1 protein-coding gene is annotated in these 568 nt (G+C 64.1%); it reads right to left on the bottom strand.

Features of this window, described 5'->3' with window-relative positions:
* On the bottom strand, positions 1-344 hold a 344-nt coding region (locus tag EN750_RS38140), incomplete at its 3' end, for an iron chelate uptake ABC transporter family permease subunit (RefSeq protein WP_145968380.1).
* Positions 345-568: the final 224 nt, after the last annotated feature.

Below are 568 nucleotides of genomic sequence, written 5' to 3'. Positions count from 1 at the left end.
GTCCAGATGCCGAAACTGTCTCCGAAGACGGTGATGACGGAAACCGCACCCGCGGCGGCGCCCGACGACAGGCCGAACAGGAACGGGTCGGCAAGGTCGTTGCGGGTCACCGTCTGCAGCAGCGCACCGACGACGCCGAGACCGGCCCCGACGCAGATGGCCAGGACCGTGCGCGGCAGCCGCAGATCGACGACGATCTTGCCGACCGGCCCGGACACGTCGTGCCCACTGAAGCCGATTGCGCGGCCAAGTGCTGCAACAACGTCGGTCAGCGGGATCAGCGTCGAGCCATAGGCGATCGACAGCAATGCGAGAGCAGCGATCGCCGCCGCTCCCACCAGCATGGCCAGTGCGAATGCCGGATGGCGCAAACCTGGAAATGCGTCGTGTCTGTCAGGACGCGTGCGACGCACTTCCAGGATCTTTTGCTCATGCATGTCGTTGCCCCAAAACCGCTGCGCACTTTTGGGCGACAGGCATCAAAACGCTTCCGGATGCATGGCCTTGGCGATTTTGTCGATCGCTTCGATATTGGCGGGTCCGGGTGTCAGTTCGGCATAGCGCAGGG

It is taken from the genome of Mesorhizobium sp. M7A.F.Ca.ET.027.03.2.1, assembly GCF_003999175.1.
In the GTDB taxonomy this organism is placed as follows: domain Bacteria; phylum Pseudomonadota; class Alphaproteobacteria; order Rhizobiales; family Rhizobiaceae; genus Mesorhizobium.
This window is presented reverse-complemented; position numbering and strand designations above follow the sequence as displayed.